Below are 16,108 nucleotides of genomic sequence, written 5' to 3'. Positions count from 1 at the left end.
ACCGGGTTTTTCCGTTAACTCAGGTTATATTTGCGGACTAAATTGAATGGCTAACGATCTAACGTCTACGACTTTTGTGATAACGGTGGTGCTGGTACTGTGGCTGATAGCGATCAGTATACAGCTTGTCTACATTGTATTTATTTATTCGAAAACCGCGCTGCATCGAACCACCGATATACCCGTCGGCGTGCAGGTCCAGGCCAGTGCGGGGGTACCAACCGGTAGCCCCGGCACCGCCATACCCGGCTCAATCGGTACAAATACCGCCACACTGGAGCCGGCAGTAGCCGGTATTCGTACCGCTAGTCGGGAGCGGTCCGCTGGTGGTCCTGCCAACACGAACGTACCCGGCGTTACGGTAGTGGTCTGCGCCTGGAACGAACGCGAAAACCTGGAAGAACTGCTCCCCCTGCTCGATCAGCAGGAATACCCGGAATTTGAAGTATTGGTGATGGACGACCGCTCCCGCGACGGCACCCTCGATTACCTGGAAGAAGTGACCACTCAACTGCAGCACGTCCGTTACATTCGGATCGACCGGGAGCACGAGCACGTGACGCCCAAGAAGTACGCGCTGACGATTGCCATGAAAAAGGCCCTGTACCCCGTGGTGCTGCTGACCGATGCCGATTGCCGGCCGGCGAGCAGGCACTGGATTACCGGTATGGCGGCCCATCTGAACAAGGCGGGTACAGACATCGTTCTTGGGTTTTCGCCTTACCAGCATCAGCCGGGCCTGCTGAACTGGGTCATCCAGGGCGAAACCCTGTTTACGGCTGTGCAGTATCTATCGCTGGCACTGGCCGGACGTCCGTATATGGGTGTCGGCCGGAATCTGATGTATCGCCGGTCGGTTTTTTTCGATAACAAAGGCTTTTACTCGCACATGCGGATACTGGGGGGTGACGATGACCTGTTTATCAACGAGGTTGCCAACGCCCGCAACACCGCCGTGTGCCTCCACGAAGATACCTTTACCTGGTCGGCCCCAAAAGAAACCTGGGGAGCCTGGCGGCACCAGAAACGCCGTCACCTGCATGTAGGCCGGCTATACAAGCCCAAACATAAAGTACGACTGGGTCTGCTGACCGGCTCGCACGTAATGACCTGGCTGCTGGCGGGCGTAGTAGCACTGGCGACAGCCCCGTTTACCGCCCCAACCACGCTGTTCTGGATAGCCGTTGGCCTGTTTGGCTGTCGGCTGCTGGCGTTCTGGCTGGTGGTGGGGCGGATCAGTTACCGGCTGGGCCGTACTGTAGGCTGGTATACCCTCCCGCTGATGGATGCGTTGCTCTCCTTTTATTATATTGTTATGGGCGTCGTCACGCTATTTCGCCGACGCCGAAACCTGGCCTGGCGATGAGTGTTGACCTGATCAAAAAATATTTTCCGAAACTAACGTCCGAACAATACGACCGCTTTGCCGCGCTAGGTGATTTATACCGGGAGTGGAATGCCCAGATCAACGTTATCTCGCGGCAGGACATCGAGCACCTGTATGAGAAGCACATCCTGCACTCGCTGGGTATTGCCAGGGTTGTTGAATTTCGGCCCGGCACCGAAATTCTGGATGTGGGTACAGGTGGTGGCTTTCCGGGCATTCCCCTGGCGATTCTGTTCCCGCTTGCTGATTTCCACCTGATCGACAGCATTGGCAAAAAGATAAAAGTGGTAACGGAGGTCTCGCAGGCGCTGGGCCTGAAAAACGTGAAGGCCGAGCAGGTGCGCGTCGAGCACATGAATACCTCGTATGATTTTGTGGTCAGCCGGGCCGTCACGCGGTTAAAGCCCTTTCTGGGCTGGGTGCGGTACAAAATCCGGAAGGAGGGTAACAATAGCCTCCCGAACGGGGTTTTGTACCTGAAAGGCGGAGACCTGGCCGAGGAGTTGGGCGAGGTTAAAGACCGCTACCGCCTTTACGACCTATCCGACTATTTTGATGAGCCGTTTTTCGAGACCAAGAAATTAATTTATGTTTCGGTTCACAAAAAGTAAGCGCGGATTGCCTGAAAGTATGTTAATTTGAATTCTGGACAGAAACGAAGGAAAAACTATGGCAGAGGTTTTCAGATCGAGCATGTTGAAAGACCCGATCCGGCAGGACGTAGTCGAGTTCAACGATAAAGGCGTTACGTTTCGGGTGAACAAGCTGATCGGCGGGACCGACAACTTTGTCTTTTACTCCGACATTTCCGGCGTAGAAATCGACAACGGCCTGTTTTTTGCGACCGTCCGCATTATACCGAGGGCCCGGCCGGAGATTGTCATCCGCAATTTTTCTAAGGGTGACGCCCGCCGGATCAAGGAAATCATCCTGCAGAACGTACCCCATAACCGGCCGGACGCGTTTGGCAACCCGCTTCGCTAAGCATCGCTGACCATCAGCCGCTTACCTGCTGACAAGGTGTACACTGCAAAAAGAGACAACTTTTTTTACCCCTATCCCTTGCGTGGAATCCCATTTGGGCGTACTTTTGCACCACGATTCCCGAATAGCTCAGTCGGTTAGAGCATCTGACTGTTAATCAGAGGGTCGCTGGTTCGAGCCCAGCTTCGGGAGCCCTGAAAATCAAGCACTTAGCAATTTTGTTAAGTGCTTTTTTTATGGTGTGTGTGCAATGTAATGTGCAATACATTTTTGAATGTTATAGCTTATACTCCTATTTACTACTAATGCCATTTATAACCTGGAGGCTGTCCTTCTGGATTTAAGGAAATCATAAAACTGCTCGAAGCGTGATTTTAGGTATATTTAGAAAACGAGTAAACTATGGCACTTTCCGATAAGGCAGTCGATTATTTAGAGCAGCAGATTCCTGAACTGGCGGCCATTGCTACGCGGCAGGCGTACTGGCAAACATTGGCATCTGGTGATAGTGTACTTATTGCCGAAAACGGGCAAATCATTGAAGTGAAACCAGATGGGACTCGCACGTTTGTGAAGGCCGTTGAGAAACCGAAAGCCATTCGGCAAAAGCATTTCCGCATTCCGAAAGCATGATTAAGCGAATGCGAATGTTTGCCGGGCCGAACGGTTCAGGCAAGAGCACGGTAAAGTCGGTAATTGAAGCAAGCATGTTGGGCTACTATCTTAATCCTGATGATATTGAGAAAGCCGTCAAACGGGATGGCTATTACGATGTGAGCGGCCTTAACCTACCGATGTCTGAGCCGGAAATCATCGATTTTTTTGAGAACCACCCATTAATCAACCGCTCAGAGGAAGCCGACTTTGTGCCGGCCATTCGGTTTGTGCAGGAGGAATTCATAGACTTTGCCAACGTAGGCTTTAACTCCTACCTAAGCGCCATCCTGACCGATTTCCTGCGTCAGAAGCTGATTGAGGCCGGGCGATCGTTTACTTTTGAGACCGTGATGTCATCGGCTGATAAGGTGCAAACGCTGCAAAAAGCCCGCGACGCTGGTTTTCGTAATTACCTGTACTACGTGGCCACGGAAGACCCGCTCATCAACATCAGCCGTATCCGGCACCGCGTCAGAATGGGGGGGCATAACGTACCGGACAATAAGGTGGTTGAACGGTATTACCGCTCGTTGAATCTGTTGCTGGACGCTGTTCGGCTCACCAACCGGGCGTATATATTTGATAACTCAGGTGAAACAAAGGTCTGGATTGCCGAAATTACTGACGGCACCGACATTGAACTCAAGACAGACTTAATTCCTCACTGGTTTACCCGCGCCGTGCTGGATAAACTGTAAGATTTAATACGCCACTAAGATAACGAAGTTCAGCGGCAAACCAGGAAGAGGTTTGCCGCTCTGGGGATTCTTAATAGTATGAAAAAGCCCTTGTCATTTACTGAACAAGGGCTTTTCCTAAATATGTAATCCTTAACTCCCACACATCTCGCATCCCTCAGGATCATCCAGCGAGCATTGCATGGCGGAGTAGTTGAAATCCTCGTTGACGACCGGAGCGGCAGCGGGCGCGTGTTCCTTGGCGTACTGCTCGTAGTTGAGCGGCTTTTCTACCGGTGCTACTTCGGCCATGGCGGGCTCCAGTTGCGGCTCGGCCTGCTTCTCCACCGTAAACTTCACGGCGTCGGCAGCGGCCTTGGTGCGCAGGTAGTACATACCGGTCTTCAGGCCCTTCTTCCAGGCGTAGAAGTGCATGGACGTCAGCTTGCCGAAGTTCGGGTCCTGAATGTGGATGTTCAGCGACTGCGACTGGCAGATGTACGCGCCCCGGTCGGCGGCCATGTCGATGATGTGCTTCTGCTTAATCTCCCAAACCGTCTTGTACAGGTCTTTGATGTGCTGCGGCAGGTTCGGGATGTTCTGTACCGAACCGTTGGCGGCAATCAGCATGTTCTTCATGCTGTCGTTCCAGAGGTTCAGCTTCACCAGGTCTTTCAGCAGGTGCTTGTTCACCACCACAAACTCGCCCGACAAGACGCGACGGGTGTAGATGTTGGAGGTGTACGGCTCAAAGCACTCGTTGTTGCCCAGAATCTGCGAAGTCGACGCGGTCGGCATGGGGGCCAGCATCAGCGAGTTGCGCACCCCGTATTTCTTCACGTCCTGGCGCAGGCTTTCCCAATCCCAACGGCCCGACTTCGGCGTGACGCCCCACATGTCGAACTGGAAAATACCCTGCGAAATCGGTGAGCCTTTCCAGGTCTCGTATGGACCGTGCTTCTTCGCCAGTTCCATGGAGGCTACCATAGACCCGTAATAGATCGTCTCGAAAATATCTTCGTTCAGGCGACGTGCTTCGTCGGACTCAAACGGCATCCGGAGCAGGATAAACGCATCGGCCAGACCCTGCACCCCCAGACCAATCGGCCGGTGGCGCATGTTGCTCCGGCGAGCCTCTTCTACCGGGTAGTAGTTGACGTCGATGATCTTGTTCAGGTTACGCGTCGCCGTTCTGGTTACCTCAAACAGCTTCTGATGGTCGAAACGCGACACGCCGTCCTGACCCTTGGTTATAAATTTCGGCAGCGCAATGGACGCCAGGTTACACACGGCCACTTCGTCGGGCGAGGTATACTCGATAATCTCGGTACAAAGGTTCGACGATTTGATGGTACCCAGGTTCTTCTGGTTCGACTTCTTGTTGGCTGCATCCTTATAGAGCATGTACGGCGTACCGGTCTCCGTCTGCGACTCCAGAATCTCGAACCACAGGTCCTGCGCCTTCACGGTCCGGCGGGCGCGGCCTTCGCGCTCATACTGGGTGTACAGCGCTTCGAACTCTTCGCCGTAGGTATCGGCCAGGCCGGGGCACTCGTGCGGGCAGAACAGCGACCAGCTATCGTTGTCCTCCACGCGCTTCATGAACAGATCCGGCACCCACAGGGCATAAAACAGGTCGCGGGCGCGGAGTTCTTCCTTGCCGTGGTTCTTCTTCAGCGACAGAAACTCAAAAACGTCGGCATGCCACGGCTCCAGGTAGATCGCAAAGGAGCCCTTGCGCTTCCCTCCACCCTGATCTACATACCGCGCCGTGTCGTTAAATACGCGCAGCATCGGCACAATCCCGTTGGAGGTACCGTTGGTGCCTTTAATATACGTACCCGTCGCCCGCACGTTGTGGATGCTCAGACCGATACCACCTGCCGACTGCGAGATCTTGGCTGTCTGCTTCAGCGTGTCGTAGATACCCTCGATGGAGTCATCCTTCATCGTCAGCAGGAAGCAGCTTGACATCTGCGGCTTCGGCGTACCGGCGTTGAACAGAGTAGGCGTTGCGTGCGTAAACCACTTTTCGGAGAGCAGGTTATAGGTCTCGATGGCGGCTTCGATGTCTTTCTGGTGAATACCCACCGCTACGCGCATGAGCATGTGCTGCGGACGCTCGGCAATCTTCCCGTCAATTTTCAGCAGATACGACTTTTCCAGCGTTTTATAGCCGAAGTAGTCGTAGCCGTAATCGCGGTCGTAGATGATGGTCGAGTCGAGAAGCGCGGCATTCTTGCGGACCACATCGTATACCTCTTTCGAAATCAGGGAGGCATTTTCGCCTGTTTTCGGGTCGATGTAGGTGTACAGCCGTTTGATGGTGCCGGAGAACGACTTGTTCGTATTTTTGTGCAGGTTCGAGATGGCAATCCGGGCTGCCAGAATGGCGTAGTCCGGGTGCTTGGTCGTCATCGAAGCCGCCGTTTCGGCCGCCAGGTTATCCAGTTCGGCGGTGGTCACGCCATCGTAGATTCCCGAAACGACCCGCATGGCCACTTCAATGGGTTGCACATAGGTAGGGTCCAGGCCGTAGCACAACTTCTCGATGCGCGCCGTGATTTTGTCGAATTTTACCGACTCCCGGCGGCCGTCGCGTTTGATTACATACATGAGCGTGCGGGTGGTTTATATTTGAGTTAAAGAATTATATAGAAAATCGGATAGTATTCTCGTGTCGTTCTGATAAAGGTACTGCCGAATACGACGAAAAAGCAACCGCGTTGGTTCGCTTAAAAGCCGGGTACTTTGAAAAGTGAAACCTGTGCTGTATGTTAAGAAATTGTTACGAGTTCGTAGTTAGCCACTTACCGTTACCCTACTAAAATATCAGACTAAAAAACGTCGCAGCAATTTTATTAAGCGTGAGGAGTACTTCTACCAAAACACTGTAAATGAGCGGACTGGTCCTCTAAAATAGAATTTTTACCGGACGAAGCCAGTTTATTTCCGTGATTTTTAGGGAGCGGCAAAGAACCTATTTTATTGAATAATTTCCTGACGCATAGGCTTGGATGGCAGGCAAAAACCTCGTAATTTTGCAATCCTTTTCGGTCGGAAACCGAAGTAACGGCAAAGCAATCAGAACAATACCATGAAAAAGGGCATTCACCCGGAATACCGCGAAGTGGTTTTCCACGATCTGTCAAGCGATTACAAGTTTGTAACGCGCTCTACGATCCAGACAAAAGATACCATCGAGTTTGAAGGCCAGACCTACCCGCTCGTTAAGATTGAAGTAAGCTCGCAGTCGCATCCGTTCTACACCGGTAAGAACGTACTGCTCGACACCACGGGCCGCGTCGACAAGTTCCGCAAGCGGTACGGCAAGTAAGCCATTGGCGTTTATCTGCGAAAAAGCCCCCGGTGCAGTGATGTGCCGGGGGCTTTTTGGTTTTACTCAGTAGAGTCAGTAACTTAGACCAAAAGCAATCTTATTCTACAGCCCGTCTTAACAATTCTTTTATACCCGAAAACTCCGAATCAAATCAGATATTTGCAGACCGATTCCGAATCGTATGTACAACCTGATTTTATTCGACGAGCCCACGATCCGCACCAGTCTGCTACCGTTCACCTTTACCCGGCCGGTAGCCGGTATCCGCATCGGCATCCAGACCATTGCCGAAAAGTGGGCTACCCGACTGAATACCTCAGCTTCGTTTCTGACAGAGCTCTATCTGCAAACGAAATTCCCCCATCAGCCGGGCGATGATAACCTATACATCAACGGAGCCGTTTGCCCCACCAATGCGCTGGTGACGGCCATCAGCTATCTGCAACCTCAGGAGAGCCTGGTCACGCCCGATGGACTGCTGCTGGCCGTCCGCACCGATCAGCCGCTGGAGCAGGTGCCTGCGCCGGACCAGTTTACGGCCGGAACGTATGAGGAACCACTGACGATTATTCGCCAGATGCCGGATATCTACCTGAAAAACGGCGAACAAATCCGGGCCGACTTCGCCCACCTGACCAAAGACCGCCAGTCGCAACCCATCACCGACCCGCATACACGCTGCTACGGTATAGAGAATATTTTTGTTGAAGAAGGAGCCAAAATCCGGGCGGCCGTGCTGAACGCCGAAGCCGGCCCGATCTACATCGGCCGCGACGCCACCATCAGCGAAGGTACGGTGATGATTGGTCCGTTTGCCCTCTGCGACCACGCCACCGTCAACTGGGGCGGCAAAATGCGGAATAACACCACCGTAGGGCCATACTGCAAGGTGGGGGGCGAACTGGGCAACTCCGTCCTGTTCGGCTACAGCAACAAGGCGCATGATGGCTTCCTGGGCAATTCGGTTATCGGCGAATGGTGTAATCTGGGTGCCAACACCAACAACTCAAACCTTAAAAACGATTTCACCAACGTTAAACTCCATAGCTACACTACCGGTCAGTTGGAAGACACCGGCCTGCTGTTCTGCGGACTAATGATGGGTGACTACACCAAAGCGGGCATCAGCACCATGTTCAATACGGGCACGGTTGTGGGCGTTATGGTTAACGTATTCGGAGCCGGCTTTCAGGACAAGCACATTCCCTCCTTCACCTGGGGTGGTGCCGCCGAAGGCTATACCGATTATCGGTTAGAGAAAGCGCTTCAGGTTGTCCGGGAAACCCTCTTTCGCCGGGATGTGGAGTTTACGGCAGAGGATGAAGCGATACTGCGGGAAGTACAACGGATTTGCAATCCGTTCTCCGGCCAGGAGTAACCTTCCGGTTGGCTTTAACGGCTGAAACGGATTACAAATCCGTTGTACAGCAGACAACTTGATTACTCAGACAGTTTAAACGGACCGGTATGCCGGTGCGATGCAAATCCGTTGTACAGATGCTTTTCAGCGAAATTATAGGCCATACCGATACGAAGCAGACGCTGCTGCGGGCGGTGCAGAATAACCATCTGGCGCACGCGCAGCTCTTCGACGGACCGCCGGGCAGTGCCAATCTGGCGCTGGCGCTGGCGTTGGCGACATACGTCAATTGCGAAGACCGCCGGCCCGATGATGCCTGCGGCCGGTGTGCGTCCTGCATCAAGATCCAGAAGCTGGTTCACCCCGACCTGCACATGGTGTACCCCGTGGCTAATACCAGCAAAGGCAAAACCAGCGAAGCCTACCTGGCCGACTGGCGGAAGTGGTTGCTGGACAACCCCTACCGGACACTGCCCGATTGGCTTGATAACATCGGTGCCGACAATAAGCAGGGCAATATCTCGGTGGAAGAAGCGCGCAACATCCTGCAAAAGCTGTCGCTGAAAGCGTACGAAGGCGCTTATAAAGTCATGCTTATCTGGTTGCCCGAACTGCTCAACATAGCCTCGGCTAACGCGTTGTTGAAAGTATTGGAGGAGCCGCCCGAGCGGACCTTGTTCCTATTAGTAACCAATCAGCCCGACAAGCTGCTGATTACTATTCTCTCCCGCACCCAGCGCATAGCCGTACGGGCTTTTACTGATACGGAAGTGGCCACGCACCTACGGGAGCACCAGAATCTGGATGAGACCAAAGCCCGGCGACTTGCTTACCTGGCCGACGGTAACCTGGCCGAAGCGCTGAAACTCATTAATGTGGAGACCGACGACCGCCATAGCTGGTTTTCGGAATGGATGCGCACCTGCTACAAGCAGGATTTAGTCAGTCTGGTGAAACAGGCGGACCAGTTCGACGGTTTTAACAAGGAAAAACAGAAAGGGTTGCTCGACTATAGTCTGTGCCTGTGCCGCGACCTGTTTTTGTGGAAAGAAGGAGCCGGGCAACTCATTCGCCTGCCCGATGAAGAACTGACGTTTGTGAAAAATTTCTCGAAAGTGCTGACCACCGCTCACCTGGAACACATTATTGCCGACCTGAACCAGGCGGCCTATCACCTGGAACGGAACGCCCGCGCCAAAATGGTCATGCTCGATCTGTCATTAACCATTAGCCGTCTGATTCGTGCCGGGGCATGAAAGTCCGCAAACGAAAACGCCGTACACCGAAGCCGATACAGATTATCGGCATGACCGACATCCTGGACTTTCCGGATCTGGAACTGTTCAATGTGGAGGCAAAGATTGATACCGGCGCGTTTACGTCGGCGTTGCATTGCAAAGACGTGCGGCTGGAACGGACCGAAACAGACGAGCGGCTAAGTTTTTGTGTGGTAGGTCAGTCCGGCGATATAAAAAAACGATTTTACAGTGATAACTTTACCCAGCGGATTATCCGTAACTCCTTTGGCGTAGCCGAGAAGCGGTACGTCATAAAAACCCGGATTGTTATTTTCGGACGAATCATAAACGCTGAATTTACCCTGGCCGACCGCGAGCGGATGCGCTACCCCGTGTTGCTGGGCCGTAAACTGCTCCGCAACCGGTTCATCGTGGATGTATCCCAAAAAAATCTGTCATACCAATCCGGAAAGAACAGCCTTACCCTTCCTAAACTCCGTTCGATCAGCCATCCGGAAAGCGCTGAACAACTAATTAACAAATCAACCGATTAACCACTCAATCGACTTCCCTGCATAGTCATGCGCATTGCTATATTATCGACCAATCCGGGTCTGTACTCAACCAGACGTTTGGTTGAGGCCGTACAGCAGCACGGCCACGAACCATTGGTCATCGACCATCTGGATTGCCAGGTTATTATTGAAAACGACAGCCCATCCATTTTATATAAGGGTGAGGTACTCGACCAGATCGATGCTATTGTGCCGCGTATTGGTGCATCCGTTACCGATTACGGCTGCGCTATTGTGCGGCAGTTTGAGATGATGAAAGTGTTCACCACCGCCAAATCACAGGCCATTATGCGGTCGCGGAACAAGCTGCGCAGCCTGCAGGTCCTGTCGCGGGCCGGGGTGGGTTTACCAAAAACGGTGTTTGCCAACCATACCGACGAAATCGATCGGCTGATCCGCCTGGTGGGTGGGCCACCGGTCGTTATTAAACTGCTGGAAGGTACCCAGGGCATCGGCGTGGTGCTGGCCGAAACTACCAAGGCCGCCAAATCAACCATTGAGGCTTTTTACGGGCTGAAAAAACACGTCTTGATCCAGGAATACATTGCCGAAGCTCAGGGGGCCGACATCCGGGCGTTTGTCGTGGGTGGGCACATAGTTGGAGCCATGAAGCGGCAGGGTGTCGAAGGCGACTTTCGGTCGAATCTGCACCGGGGTGGCAACGCCAAAGCCATTCTGCTGACGGAAGAGGAGTCCCAAACCGCCGTTAATGCCGCCAAAGCGCTGGGTCTGAAAGTAGCCGGCGTGGATATGCTCCGCTCCGACCGGGGGCCGCTGGTGCTGGAAGTTAATTCTTCCCCAGGTCTGGAAGGCATCGAAAAAGCGACCAAACAGGATGTTGCCGGTCAGATCATCAGCTACATCGAAGAAAAAATCAGGGCTGATGAAGGCGACACCGTTGGAGTTTGATTAAGTTTGAACCGGGCGGCCGGTGCCGTTTGTAATCCGTAGTTTGAAGTTAGATAGAATGCCCTCACTCGACCCAGAACTAAAAAAAGCCATTGTCCGGATGCCGGCCGGCGAAAAAGACAAGCTGCTGCTGCGGCTTATTACCAAAGATCCACTGCTGACCGAACGGCTCCAGTTTGAACTGCTGGAAGGGAGTGCCACTACCGTCGAACGGCGCGAGGCCATCAAGCAGTTTATCAACCGCACCGCTACTCTAAAGCAGGACTCGCCGGGATGGGTCATGATGGATATGCGCACCGCCAGCGGCTACATTACCCGGCATGTGAAGGTTACAAAGGACAAATACGGCGATGTGGAATTGAGCCTGTACCTGCTCAACACGTTCTACGATCACCATATGGATCTGCTGCGCCAGTATACCAGCCGTTCCGACAAAGCCGCTCAGTACATTGCCAAACGAACCGAGCAGTTGCTGAAAAAACTGGTGAAGCTGGACCCGGATTATTTTATTGAGTTTGAAAGCGATGTAAACCGGCTGCTAGCCCGCGTACACAACTCCTGTGCGGCCTACTACGCCCGCCACTGGAATGTTCCCCAGTCCTGGAGCACCTGAACCGACAACAAAGGAGCTAAACAGTGGGTTGCGCTTAAAATTACGTTACCGATCATGAGCCAGACTGTATTGATTACCGGTGGTACCGGCACTATCGGCCGACGCCTGACCCAACTGTTGCAGGAACAGGGCTATCAGGTTTCTTACCTGAGTCGTTCTGCGCAGACTATACCTGATGTCAGGGTCTATCGGTGGGATATAAAAAAAGGAGAGCTGGACCCCCAGGCTATCTTAACGGCCGATTATATCATTCACCTGGCCGGTGCCGGTATCGCCGATGAGCGTTGGACCGACGCCCGCAAGCAGGAGATCCTGGAAAGCAGGACCCAATCGACCCAACTTCTGGCCGACGCGCTCCGCGCCAGTCAACACCAGGTTAAAGCCTGCATCGCCACCTCTGCCGTTGGTTACTATGGTGCTGATTCGGGCGACCAGCCGATGACCGAAACCAGTCCGGCCGGTACTGATTTCATGGCGCAGGTGGTACGGGCCTGGGAACGCTCCGTTGACCAAATTGCCGAACTCGGTATTCGTACCGTCAAATTAAGAACGGGTGTGATGCTGACCATGGCGGGCGGAGCCCTGCCCAGGCTGGCGCAGCCAATCCGGCTCGGCGCGGGTGCCCCTCTCGGCTCGGGACAGCAATATGTTTCCTGGATACACATTGACGACCTCTGCCGGATGTTTATCCAGGCCATGATTGATGAGCGCTGGGAAGGGGTATACAATGCGGTTGCCCCGGAACCAGTGACGAATAAAGTCTTGACACGTCAAATAGCTAAGGTGCTGAACCGGCCGCTGATCTTACCCAATATTCCAGCCTTCACCATCAAACTTGTATTTGGAGAACTGGCAATTACGGTACTGGGTAGCAGCCTGATTCTCAACAAGCGAGTTCAGGAAGAAACTGATTTTAGCTATAAATACGGACAACTACCAATTGCCCTGGAACAACTCATGAAGATAGCTTAATCTATAAATTAAGTATTTTTATTTAACAAAGTCCTTGTCCGACTTTAAAGCCCTGCTATATTTGTTGTAGTTAGATTTACTTATCACCTGAACATAAAGCGCTCGACAATTTGACGAGACAATTACCGAACTTGTATGTTAAGCACTTTAATAGCGAAAGCTGACAACCGGTTAGCCCCTCGCTTATTGGTCTTACTCGTTGATCTCGCCGTCACGACGGTAGCTTTTTGTAGCGCCTGGCTACTTCGGTTCAATTTTCATATCGATCTGTCGCATTGGAATCTTTTCCACCTGCTCCTGCTGTTAAGCTGTCGTTTACTGGTATTTATCCAGCTTCGTTCGTTTTCGGGCATCATCCGGCATACCAGTCTGGAAGACAGTACACTAATCAGCAAAGCGGTACTAATCAGCAGTGGCCTTACTATTACAGTTTCGTTCTTATTACGGCACATACTGCATGATCCGGCCCTGTATGTGCCTGTTTCAATAGTATTGATAGAATACTTTATCAGCACCGTAATGCTGATTGGGAGTCGGCTGGCGGTGAAATGGGCTTACACCCATATGTTAAGTGCGGTTGTTGGTGAGGCCATGCCCGTATTGATCTACGGTGCCGGCACGCTGGGCATTCAGACCAAAGAAGCCCTTCAGCAGGATCGTGCCCGAAAATACCAGGTTCTTGGCTTCGTGGATGACAACCCCAGCAAAACAGACCGCATTGTCCATGGCATTCGGGTTTTTAACCGCCGGGAAGCCTTATCACTGGTAAAAAAAATATCTCCGAAAGTACCCGTTCAACTCATCCTGGCTATTCATGAGTTACCAACAGACCGGCGGAAAGATATCACGGAGCAGTTTCTGCCCCATCAGGTTACCGTAAAGATTGTTCCCTCCATGCAGAACTGGATTCAGGGCCAATTGAGTTCTCAACAAATCCGCGACGTCAGGATTGAGGATCTACTCGGCCGTCCGGTTATCCAACTCGATAATGAAAGCGTATGTCTGTCTATACAAGGTCAGACTGTGTTCATCACCGGGGCAGCGGGTTCTATTGGCAGTGAACTGGTGAGGCAGTTGATCCGCTACCAGCCACGTACGCTCGTTCTGATCGATCAGGCTGAATCGGCCCTGCATGATCTGTTGTTCGATTTGCGCCAGACCATGAGTTATGCGCTTCAGGACACCGAACTGATCCCGCAGATTGCCGATGTGACCGACAAAGTCCGGATGAAGCATATCTTCAGAAACTTCAAGCCGGATTATATCTTCCACGCGGCTGCGTATAAGCATGTACCGTTGATGGAGATTCATCCCTACGAAGCCGTCAAAATCAACGTGTTCGGCACCAAGGTGATGGCTGATCTGGCGCTGGAATGCGGGGTGAAAAAATTTGTGATGGTCTCTACCGACAAGGCCGTAAACCCTACTAACGTGATGGGTGCCACCAAACGGCTGGCCGAGATGTACGTTCAGAGCCTGAACCGGTCAACCAGTGGCCATCCAACGAGTTTTATCGCCACCCGGTTCGGTAATGTGTTAGGCTCCAACGGCTCTGTCGTACAGGTTTTTAAAAAGCAGATTGAAGCCGGTGGCCCGGTTACCATTACCCACCCGGACATTATCCGGTACTTCATGACCATTCCGGAAGCCTGCCAACTCGTACTCGAAGCGGCCGTAATGGGTATAGGGGGCGAAGTATTTGTCTTCGATATGGGGCAGCCGGTGCGCATTGCCGATCTGGCCCGGCAGATGATTCGCTTATCCGGCTTTACAGTCGATGAAGATATAAAAATTAAGGTCACCGGCTTACGGCCCGGCGAGAAGCTATACGAAGAACTACTTTGCAGCAATGAAGCCACCTTACCGACGTATAACCCCAAAATCATGATTTCCAGGGTGGTGGCTCCCCAGCATTCTCTGATGGAAGACGCGCTGAAGGTGTTGGGCGAACAAATGCAACTCGGCGATGATATGGAACTCGTCTCTACACTGAAGATGCTGGTACCGGAGTTTATCAGCAACAACTCCATCTACTCGGCCCTCGACGCCCTGACGGGTCCGGTTGGCTCCAACTAATTCTGTAAAAAAGTAAATTATCTCCTTCTTGAAGGCAATTCGCTTGCGCCGTTTTGCTTTTGCCCTAACTTTGCAGAAATCGTATGCTTGCATACCAATTCAGACAATTATATGGCAGAAGCATTCATTTACGATGCCGTCCGGACGCCCCGCGGCCGGGGTAAAAGCGACGGCTCCCTCCACGACGTACAGCCCATCCAACTCCTGACCAGTGTGCTGCGCGAGCTCCGCGACCGCAATACATTGGACACAAACCTGATTGATGATGTAATAATGGGCTGCGTTACGCCCATCGGCGAACAGGGGGCCGATATTGCCCGCACCGCCGTTATCGAAGCCGGCTACGCCGAGTCGGTAGCGGGCGTACAGCTCAACCGGTTCTGTTCGTCGGGGCTGGAGGCTATCAATATGGCGGCCGCTTACGTAATGTCGGGACAGGTCGATGCCGTTGTGGCGGGTGGTGTCGAATCCATGTCGCGGGTGCCGATGGGTTCCGACGGTGGGGCCTTGTTTATGAACCCCCAGATTGTAGCCCGGCATAACATTGTGCCCCAGGGTATCTCCGCCGACCTGATTGCCACTAAATACGGCTACAGCCGGACCGATGCCGATACCTTCGCGGCCGAATCGTACCGCCGGGCCACGGAAGCCCAGCAGGCTAACCGCTTTAGTCGCACGCTGGTGCCGGTAAAAGATGAAATAGGCATTACCATACTTGACCGCGACGAAGGCGTACGCCCCGGCACCACCGTCGACAGCTTATCGAAGCTAAAACCTTCGTTTGAGATGATGGGGCAGATGGGCCTTGATGCGCTGGCCCTGCTGAAATACGCCGAGTACGATAAAATTAACCACGTTCACCATGCCGGCAACTCCTCGCAGATCGTCGACGGAGCCGCCGGGCTGCTGGTCGGCAGTCGTGAGTTTGGCGAGAAGGCTGGTCTGAAACCCCGCGCCCGCATCAAAGCCTTTGCCATTGTCGGTTCCGAGCCCACCATTATGCTGACGGGGCCGCTGCCGGCTACCGAAAAGGTACTGAAGAAAGCCGGCATGAGCATCAGCGACATCGACCTGTTTGAAGTCAACGAGGCTTTTGCCGTGGTACCATTGCTGTTTATGGACAAGTTTGGCGTTGACCACGGCCAGGTAAATGTCAACGGCGGAGCCATTGCACTTGGCCATCCGCTGGGCGCTACCGGGGCCATCATCTCCGCCACTCTGCTCGATGAACTGGAGCGTTCCGACAAGCAAATCGGCCTCTCCACTCTCTGCATCGGTGGCGGTATGGGAATCGCCACCATTTTTGAACGAGTCAACTAA

At 53.0% G+C, this 16,108-nt stretch carries 15 protein-coding genes and 1 tRNA gene; 15 read left to right on the top strand and 1 reads right to left on the bottom strand.

The features are described from left to right. Positions 1-46 precede the first annotated feature (46 nt). From ABD931_RS12485 to ABD931_RS12460, 6 genes are all read left to right on the top strand, one after another. The gene (locus ABD931_RS12485; RefSeq protein WP_345267535.1) at positions 47-1,366 is read left to right on the top strand and encodes a glycosyltransferase; all 1,320 of its coding nucleotides are present in this window, start codon (positions 47-49) and stop codon (positions 1,364-1,366) included. Next, on the top strand, positions 1,363-1,998 hold the full coding sequence (rsmG, locus tag ABD931_RS12480) for a 16S rRNA (guanine(527)-N(7))-methyltransferase RsmG (RefSeq protein WP_345267533.1): 636 nt from the start codon (positions 1,363-1,365) through the stop codon (positions 1,996-1,998). Before ABD931_RS12485 ends, rsmG begins: the two co-directional genes overlap by 4 nt. Positions 1,999-2,056: 58 nt before the next feature. After that, positions 2,057-2,371: a hypothetical protein gene (locus ABD931_RS12475; protein ID WP_345267531.1), complete on the top strand. Its 315-nt coding sequence runs from the start codon at positions 2,057-2,059 to the stop codon at positions 2,369-2,371. Between the two features lie 118 nt (positions 2,372-2,489). Next, positions 2,490-2,563, top strand: a tRNA-Asn gene (locus ABD931_RS12470). Between the two features lie 210 nt (positions 2,564-2,773). After that, a complete protein-coding gene (locus ABD931_RS12465; protein ID WP_345267529.1) occupies positions 2,774-3,004 on the top strand; it encodes a hypothetical protein in 231 nt (76 codons plus the stop codon). A 74-nt stretch (positions 3,005-3,078) separates the two neighbouring features. Beyond that, positions 3,079-3,726, top strand: a complete 648-nt coding sequence (locus ABD931_RS12460) for an ATPase (protein ID WP_345267527.1) — start codon at positions 3,079-3,081, stop codon at positions 3,724-3,726. 132 nt (positions 3,727-3,858) lie between these two features. Here the strand turns inward: ABD931_RS12460 and ABD931_RS12455 are convergent, their stop codons facing one another. Continuing rightward, on the bottom strand, positions 3,859-6,321 hold the full coding sequence (locus ABD931_RS12455) for a ribonucleoside-diphosphate reductase subunit alpha (RefSeq protein WP_345267525.1): 2,463 nt from the start codon (positions 6,319-6,321) through the stop codon (positions 3,859-3,861). 481 nt (positions 6,322-6,802) lie between these two features. Here ABD931_RS12455 and ABD931_RS12450 point away from each other — a divergent pair, with 481 nt between their 5' ends. From ABD931_RS12450 to ABD931_RS12410, 9 genes are all read left to right on the top strand, one after another. Continuing rightward, positions 6,803-7,042, top strand: a complete 240-nt coding sequence (locus ABD931_RS12450) for a type B 50S ribosomal protein L31 (protein ID WP_345267523.1) — start codon at positions 6,803-6,805, stop codon at positions 7,040-7,042. 184 nt (positions 7,043-7,226) lie between these two features. Continuing rightward, positions 7,227-8,423: a putative sugar nucleotidyl transferase gene (locus ABD931_RS12445; RefSeq protein WP_345267521.1), complete on the top strand. Its 1,197-nt coding sequence runs from the start codon at positions 7,227-7,229 to the stop codon at positions 8,421-8,423. A 119-nt stretch (positions 8,424-8,542) separates the two neighbouring features. Next, positions 8,543-9,661 (top strand): DNA polymerase III subunit delta', encoded by a 1,119-nt coding sequence (gene holB / locus ABD931_RS12440; protein WP_345267519.1) that lies wholly within the window; start codon positions 8,543-8,545, stop codon positions 9,659-9,661. Continuing rightward, the gene (locus tag ABD931_RS12435) at positions 9,658-10,197 is read left to right on the top strand and encodes an ATP-dependent zinc protease family protein (RefSeq protein ID WP_345267517.1); all 540 of its coding nucleotides are present in this window, start codon (positions 9,658-9,660) and stop codon (positions 10,195-10,197) included. The genes holB and ABD931_RS12435 overlap by 4 nt, the downstream gene beginning before the upstream one ends. Before the next feature lie 27 nt (positions 10,198-10,224). Beyond that, on the top strand, positions 10,225-11,127 hold the full coding sequence (gene rimK, locus ABD931_RS12430) for a 30S ribosomal protein S6--L-glutamate ligase (RefSeq protein WP_345267515.1): 903 nt from the start codon (positions 10,225-10,227) through the stop codon (positions 11,125-11,127). Positions 11,128-11,185: 58 nt separating this feature from the next. After that, positions 11,186-11,740, top strand: a complete 555-nt coding sequence (locus ABD931_RS12425; RefSeq protein WP_345267513.1) for a hypothetical protein — start codon at positions 11,186-11,188, stop codon at positions 11,738-11,740. Positions 11,741-11,794: 54 nt separating this feature from the next. Then, complete coding sequence (locus ABD931_RS12420) at positions 11,795-12,712, top strand: TIGR01777 family oxidoreductase (protein ID WP_345267511.1); 918 nt, start codon at positions 11,795-11,797, stop codon at positions 12,710-12,712. Positions 12,713-12,847: 135 nt separating this feature from the next. Continuing rightward, complete coding sequence (locus ABD931_RS12415) at positions 12,848-14,788, top strand: polysaccharide biosynthesis protein (RefSeq protein WP_345267509.1); 1,941 nt, start codon at positions 12,848-12,850, stop codon at positions 14,786-14,788. Between the two features lie 111 nt (positions 14,789-14,899). After that, entirely contained in the window at positions 14,900-16,108 is a 1,209-nt protein-coding gene (locus ABD931_RS12410) for an acetyl-CoA C-acetyltransferase (RefSeq protein ID WP_345267507.1), read from the top strand.

This window comes from Nibrella viscosa, assembly GCF_039541875.1.
Classification (GTDB): Bacteria; Bacteroidota; Bacteroidia; order Cytophagales; family Spirosomataceae; genus Nibrella; species Nibrella viscosa.
Note: the sequence above shows the minus strand (reverse complement) of the source record. Positions and strands in the feature narration are given on the sequence as shown.